The 251-nt window shown below is 46.2% G+C and carries 1 rRNA gene; it reads left to right on the top strand.

The window, feature by feature from the left end:
- Nucleotides 1-251: ribosomal RNA gene (locus tag FVP33_RS18995) — 16S ribosomal RNA — on the top strand; the annotation flags it as partial.

The following is a 251-nucleotide window of genomic DNA, read 5'->3' as shown; positions in this document are numbered from 1 at the left end:
GCGTTATCCGGATTTATTGGGTTTAAAGGGTGCGTAGGTGGTGATTTAAGTCAGCGGTGAAAGTTTGTGGCTCAACCATAAAATTGCCGTTGAAACTGGGTTACTTGAGTGTGTTTGAGGTAGGCGGAATGCGTGGTGTAGCGGTGAAATGCATAGATATCACGCAGAACTCCGATTGCGAAGGCAGCTTACTAAACCATAACTGACACTGAAGCACGAAAGCGTGGGGATCAAACAGGATTAGATACCCT

Origin of the sequence: Lacisediminihabitans profunda (genome assembly GCF_008040105.1) — a bacterium.
Taxonomy (GTDB): domain Bacteria; phylum Actinomycetota; class Actinomycetes; order Actinomycetales; family Microbacteriaceae; genus Lacisediminihabitans; species Lacisediminihabitans profunda.
The sequence above is the reverse complement of the archived record's forward strand: the minus strand, read 5'-3'. Positions and strand labels throughout refer to the sequence as shown.